This is a genomic window from Mesorhizobium sp. M4B.F.Ca.ET.017.02.2.1, assembly GCF_003998955.1.
GTDB classification, from domain to species: Bacteria; Pseudomonadota; Alphaproteobacteria; order Rhizobiales; family Rhizobiaceae; genus Mesorhizobium; species Mesorhizobium abyssinicae.
Map to the genome: position 1 here is coordinate 1 of NZ_RZOF01000373.1, position 5,928 is coordinate 5,928.

Consider the following 5,928-nt stretch of genomic DNA (forward strand, 5'->3'; position numbering starts at 1 on the left):
CCGCGAGACGGAGGCCCAGGCTGGCTCGATGCCGAGCCGCGTCGTCGCCGGGCCGGACAGGCCTTGCCCGAGAACGGTTCCCGCCTCGTCCTCGATGCGGGCCCGGCAGCCGGTGCCGCCGCCGTCGACGCCGAGGAAGAAATGCGGCGAGCCCGCGTCGGCGCTCATCTGCTGATCCGCTCGATCTCGGCGCCGCAGAGACGCAGCTTGCGGTCGAGCTGCTCATAGCCGCGGTCGAGATGGTAGACGCGGTTGATGATCGTCTCGCCTTTCGACACCAGCGCCGCCAGCACCAGGGAGACCGAGGCGCGCAGATCCGTCGCCATCACCTGGGCGCCTCGCAGCTTTTCGCCGCCGCGCACCAGCGCCGTCGTGCCCTGCAGCTTGATGTTGGCGCCGAGCCGCGTCAGCTCCGGCACGTGCATGAAACGGTTCTCGAAGATCGTCTCGCGCAACAGCGAGGCGCCGTCGGCACAGCACATCAGCGCCATGAACTGCGCCTGCAGGTCGGTCGGAAATCCCGGATAGGGCTCGGTGGTGACGTCGACCGCCTTGAGCGGTCCGTCGCGCGACACGATCAGCCCACGATCGCCTGGCCAGATTTTCACCCCGGCGGCCTCCAGCAATTGCACCACCGATGCCATGTGCTCCAACCTGGCATGGGTGAGCTCAAGCTGGCCGCCGGTGATGGCCGCCGCGACCGCATAGGTGCCAGCCTCGATGCGATCGGGGATGATGTCATGCGTGGCGGCGCGCCAGCTGGTGCCGCCCTCGATCAGGATGCGGTGCGTGCCGGCGCCCTCGATGCGCGCGCCCATGGCGTTGAGGCAGGAGGCAAGGTCCGCCACTTCCGGCTCGCGCGCCGCGTTGAGGATCTCCGTCTCGCCCTTGGCCGTCGTCGCCGCCATCATCGCCGTTTCGGTCGCGCCGACCGAGGGCGAGCTGAGTACGATGCGCGCGCCCGCGAGGCCCTTCGGCGCCGAGGCGACGATCGATCCGCCTTCGATGCCGATTGCGGCGCCGAGCGCGGCGAGCGCCGCGACATGCATGTCGACCGGCCGGGCACCGATGGCGCAGCCGCCCGGCAGCGACACCCTGGCATGGCCGAAGCGGGCAAGCAGCGGCCCCAGCACCAGCACGGTGGCGCGCATTTTTCTGACCGTATCATAGGACGTTTCCGCGGAAACGGCGGCACTGGCGTCTATCGTCGCCGCGTGCGCGGACCTGGTGACCACGGCGCCGTGCAGGCCGACGACGCCCAGCATGTTCTCGACGTCGGTGACGGAAGGCAGGTTGGTCAGCTGCAGCGGATAGGGGCTGAGCAGTGCCGCCGCGATCTGCGGCAGCGCCGCGTTCTTGGCGCCCGAGATCGTCACCGCGCCTTCAAGCCGCTTTCCGCCGATGATCCGCAATTTGTCCATGCCGACTCCCGGTTCGATCCGCTTCCATTGACACTCGATCGACCATTCTTGGCTGTCAATTGAAATTGGAATAAATTATTCCATGTTTTGGCATGCCGGCCGCGATGGGCGGCTGGTGACCAGCGCAAGGGAACTCGATGTCCGTCCTGAAGAAGATCGAGGCCAAGCTCGAGACGATGGCGCGGGGCGATCGCGAGATCGGCCGCTACATCGTCGACAATCCCGACCAGATGCTGCGCCTGTCGACGGCGGCGCTCGCGGCCGAGATCGGCCGCAGCCAGTCGAGCGTCGTCAAGTTCAGCCAGAAGCTCGGCTATGCCAGCTACCAGGATCTGAAGCTTGCCGTCAGCGAGGCCAAGGCGCAGGAATGGCAGGTGCCGGCCGGCGTCATCCACGGTTCGATCGAGGTCGGCGACAGCCATCAGGTCATCCTCAGGAAGCTGATCGGCAGCAAGCTTCTGTCGATGCAGCAGACTGTAGCCGCCAACAGCGAGCGGATCCTTTCCCGGGCGCTGGATCTGCTGGATCGCGCGCGCCGCATCCATCTGGTCGGCGTCGGCGCCTCCTCGCTGGTGGCGCGCGATTTCTCCTACAAGCTGATGAAGCTCGGCCGCAATGTGCTGCACGACAGCGACAGCCACATCCAGATGGCCAATGTCTCGACGCTCGGGCCGGATGACGTGCTGTTCGCGCTCTCCCATTCCGGCGCCAGCATCGAGACCTTGCGCATCGCCGAGCTGGCCCGCAAGCGCGGCACCACGGTGATTGCCGTCACCGGCCTGCACGACAATCCGCTGAGCCGCGTCGCCAACATCCGCCTCTACACCATCGCCGACGAGGAGCGCGCGCGTTCCTCCTCGATCACCGCGCGCGACGCGCAGCTGACCCTGACCGACCTTCTGTTCCTGCTGCTGGTGCAGCGCCAGCCCGACGCCAACGACCATATCCACAACAGCGAGGCGGCGGTCTCGGTGCTGAAGGCGGAACGGTCCTAGGAAGTCGTGCAACCCGGGTTGAGCCAGGCCGTTCGGATTTGCATGCCAGCTTCTTGCGAGGCAGGCCTTTGGTATCCACGTCCTCCTGACGCAGGCACCGGAGCAGGCCTTCTTGCCCCTTGTCGTCGAAGGCGCGACGCTGCAGGCGGAAAGACGTTTGCAAGGAGGACAACATGGCAACCGATGTCGCGGTGATCGCAGGGGCGGGGCAGGGCTTGAGCGCCTCGCTGGCGCGTCTCCTGACCAAGGAAGGCTTTCGGGTGGTGCTGGCCTCGCGCAACACCGGCAAGCTCGCCTCGCTGGTCGAAGAAACCGGCGCTCTGGCCGTCGAGACCGACGTCGCCGATGCTGCGTCGGTGGCCAGGCTGTTCGAGGCCGCCGACAAGGCGGGCCCTCTTGCGCTTGCCGTCTTCAATGCCAGCGGACGCACGCGCGGACCGATCGCCGAGCTCGACCCGGACGCGGTGAAACAGGCGCTGCTGGTGGGCGCCTATGGTGGCTTCCTCGTCGGCCAGCAGGCGGCGCGGCGGCTGCTGGCGCGCGGTTCCGGCTCGATCCTGTTCACCGGCGCTACGGCCAGCCTCAAGGGTTTCTCCGGATCGGCCGGTTTCGCCATGCCGAAATTCGGCCTGCACGGACTGGCGCAGTCGATGGCGCGCGAGCTCAGCCCAAAGAACATCCACGTTGCGCATTGCATCATCGACGGCCAGATCGAGCCGCCCGGACAGGCGACCGAGCCGGACCAGCCGGATCGCCGCCTGTCGCCGGACGCGATCGCCGAGACCTATCTCGCTGTCCACCGCCAGCACCGCAGCGCCTGGAGCTTCGAGGTGGAGCTCAGGCCCTGGGTCGAGACGTTCTGACTTCCCGACCGTGGCCGCGCCGCCGATTCCAGGCGGCGCCTCCCGCCGCTCACCCGCACCCGGCGGGCGTGCTCGCTGTCGTGAAATCTTTGAGAGAATATTTCCTGCTCGGTTCCTGAGAAGAAAAGCAGTTCTTTGATCGGACGCCCAGCATTGCCGATGCTGTCATCAAGGCTTCGCATTCCGCCAAGCCGAAACGATTTCGGGATCGCAAGGAAAGAACCATGTCCGGACACGGCAACGCTTCAAAAACTCTCGTTACGTCAATCACCAGGCGCGCCGGACTTGCGGCGCTTCTTGCCTCGGCGCTTGCTGTTGTCGGCCTCACAACGCCGACGCCCTCCTTCGCCGAGGACAAGAAGGCGATCAAGGTCGGCATTATCAGCGGCGAGGACGAGGATGTCTGGCGTGTCGTCGTCGCCCAGGCGGCCGAGAAAGGCCTCACCATCGAGACCGTCGTCTTCAACGACTACACCCAGCCGAACGAGGCGCTGGAACGCGGCGAGATCGACGCCAACGCCTTCCAGCACAAGCCCTATCTCGACAACCAGATCAAGACGCAAGGCTATCACATCGTCCCCGTCGGCTATACCGGCGTCTGGCCGATCGGCCTCTATTCGAAGAAATACACCAAGGTCGCCGACCTGCCGGAAGGCGCCGTCATCGGCCTGCCCAACGATCCGTCCAACGAGGGCCGCGCCCTGCATGTGCTGCAGAACGAGGGCGTGATCAAGCTGAAGGACGGCACCGGCATCCTGGCGACCACCGCCGACATTTCGGAAAACCCGAAGAAGGTCGCCATCAAGGAACTCGATGCCGGCATCGTTGGCCGCTCGGTCGAGGATCTCGACGCCGCCGTCGTCAACACCGACTGGGCGTTGAAGAGCGGCCTCGGTCCCGACAACCGCATTGCCCAGGAGCCGGTGGCCGACAATCCCTACCGCAACTTCATCGCCGTCAAGGTCGGCAGCGAGAACGAACCCTGGGTGAAGACGCTGGTCGCGTCCTACCAGAACGAAACGGTGAAGGCCGAATTCGACAAGGTCTACAAGGGCACCGGCATCAGCGCCTATTGATCGGCGCCTGGCTTGCAGCAGCAGGCGGCCCGCTGTTCGGCGGGCCGCCATCGCGTTTGCGGATCGCTGAAACGGAAACAAAGATGAACCAGCATGTCACGGCCGAAGTGGCCGATCCGGCGCACAGCCCTCCGGCAGATCGGGAAGATGTCGTCCGCCTCGTCGACCTGAAGCGCCGTTTCGGTGCGACGCCGGCGCTCGACGGCGTCTCGCTGACGGTGCGCAAGGGCGAGATATTGGGCATTATCGGCCGCAGCGGCGCCGGCAAGTCGACGCTGATCCGCTGCCTGAACGGGCTGGAGCGCCCGGATGCCGGCGCGGTGTTCATCGAGGGCCGCGAGATCGGCCGCCTCGGCGAGCGCGACTTGCAGCCGCTGCGCCGCCGCATCGGCATGATCTTCCAGCATTTTAATCTGCTCTCGGCCAAGACCGTCGAGGACAATGTGGCGCTGCCGCTCAAGATCGAGGGCCGGCCCAGGGCCGAGCGTCTGGCGCGCGCGGCGGAACTTCTCGACCTCGTCGGCCTGTCGGAGAAAGCAAAAGCCTATCCGGCCGCGCTGTCGGGCGGCCAGAAGCAGCGCGTCGGCATCGCCCGGGCGCTCGCCGCGCGCCCCGCGCTGTTGTTGTCCGACGAGGCGACCTCGGCGCTCGACCCAGAGACGACGCGCTCGATCCTCGCTTTGCTCAAGGACATCAACCGGCGGCTCGGCCTCACCATCCTGCTCATCACCCACGAGATGGAGGTGATCCGCTCGATCGCCGACCGCGTCGCGGTGATCGATGCCGGGCGGATCGTCGAGGAAGGCCCGGTCTGGTCGGTCTTCGCCGATCCGAGGTCCGAGATCACCAGGAGCCTGCTCGGCGGCATCCGGCCGCAACTGCCTGATGAGATCGCCAGCCGGCTCGTTCCGGCAGGCGGCGACGAGACGATCCTGAGGATCGATGTCGCAGGCGAGGCCGCGCGCGGCCCGCTGCTGTCGGACCTCGCCACTGCGGTGCCGGGACCTTTTCGCCTCGTCCATGGCGGTATCGATCATGTCCAGCAGCAGCCTGTCGGCACTTTGTTCCTCGCCGTGCCCGGCAACGATGCCGATCGACTGCCGAATCTGATCGCGTTCCTGGAGGCCCGCGAGGCGCGGGTGGAGGTGCTTGGCCATGTCGCCGGTTCTGTTTGAGCTTCTCCTCCGTTCGATCTGGGAAACGGTGCTGATGACCGGAGCCTCCGGCCTCATCTCGCTGGTCTTCGGCCTGCCGCTCGGCCTGGCGCTGGTCGCCACCGATCGCGGCGGCATCGCCGAAAGCCTGTGGGTGAACCGCGCCCTCGCGGCGGTCATCAACGGCTTCCGCTCTGTCCCCTTCATCATCCTGCTCGTCGCCTTGATCCCGGTCACGCGGCTGATCGTCGGCACCTCGATCGGCACCTGGGCGGCTATCGTGCCGCTGTCGATCGCCGCCACGCCCTACTACGCGCGCATCGCCGAAGTGTCGCTGCGCGAGGTGGACCACGGCCTGATCGAGGCGGCGCGCGCCATGGGCGGCAACCGCTGGACGATCATCCGCGAGGTGCTGGTGC

At 66.7% G+C, this 5,928-nt stretch carries 6 protein-coding genes and 1 pseudogene; 5 read left to right on the top strand and 2 right to left on the bottom strand.

Annotation, left to right across the window (positions count from 1 at the left end; all coding sequences use genetic code 11):
- Together EN738_RS29465 and murA are read right to left on the bottom strand one after the other, a co-directional pair.
- Positions 1-168 (bottom strand): annotated as a pseudogene (locus EN738_RS29465) (N-acetylglucosamine kinase); the annotation flags it as partial.
- Positions 165-1,421 (bottom strand): UDP-N-acetylglucosamine 1-carboxyvinyltransferase, encoded by a 1,257-nt coding sequence (murA, locus tag EN738_RS29470; protein WP_127286720.1) that lies wholly within the window; start codon positions 1,419-1,421, stop codon positions 165-167. The gene murA and the pseudogene EN738_RS29465, both read right to left, overlap by 4 nt.
- Positions 1,422-1,558: 137 nt before the next feature.
- Between murA and EN738_RS29475 the strand changes: the two genes are divergently transcribed.
- The 5 genes from EN738_RS29475 to EN738_RS29495 form a co-directional block, all read left to right on the top strand.
- Entirely contained in the window at positions 1,559-2,416 is an 858-nt protein-coding gene (locus EN738_RS29475) for a MurR/RpiR family transcriptional regulator (RefSeq protein ID WP_127286721.1), read from the top strand.
- 173 nt (positions 2,417-2,589) lie between these two features.
- Positions 2,590-3,279, top strand: a complete 690-nt coding sequence (locus EN738_RS29480) for an SDR family NAD(P)-dependent oxidoreductase (RefSeq protein WP_127286722.1) — start codon at positions 2,590-2,592, stop codon at positions 3,277-3,279.
- 224 nt (positions 3,280-3,503) lie between these two features.
- Complete coding sequence (locus EN738_RS29485) at positions 3,504-4,355, top strand: MetQ/NlpA family lipoprotein (protein WP_127286723.1); 852 nt, start codon at positions 3,504-3,506, stop codon at positions 4,353-4,355.
- A gap of 83 nt (positions 4,356-4,438) precedes the next feature.
- A complete protein-coding gene (locus tag EN738_RS29490; protein WP_127286724.1) occupies positions 4,439-5,530 on the top strand; it encodes a methionine ABC transporter ATP-binding protein in 1,092 nt (363 codons plus the stop codon).
- A partial coding sequence (locus tag EN738_RS29495; RefSeq protein ID WP_145966967.1) for a methionine ABC transporter permease occupies positions 5,511-5,928 on the top strand: 418 nt, incomplete at its 3' end. The genes EN738_RS29490 and EN738_RS29495, both read left to right, overlap by 20 nt.

Bases quoted from the DNA above. Each gene is read 5' to 3' on its own strand.
- murA (WP_127286720.1), bottom strand. From the start codon at position 1,421: ATGGACAAATTGCGGATCATCGGCGGAAAGCGGCTTGAAGGCGCGGTG.
- EN738_RS29475 (WP_127286721.1), top strand. From the start codon at position 1,559: ATGTCCGTCCTGAAGAAGATCGAGGCCAAGCTCGAGACGATGGCGCGG.
- EN738_RS29480 (WP_127286722.1), top strand. From the start codon at position 2,590: ATGGCAACCGATGTCGCGGTGATCGCAGGGGCGGGGCAGGGCTTGAGC.
- EN738_RS29485 (WP_127286723.1), top strand. From the start codon at position 3,504: ATGTCCGGACACGGCAACGCTTCAAAAACTCTCGTTACGTCAATCACC.
- EN738_RS29490 (WP_127286724.1), top strand. From the start codon at position 4,439: ATGAACCAGCATGTCACGGCCGAAGTGGCCGATCCGGCGCACAGCCCT.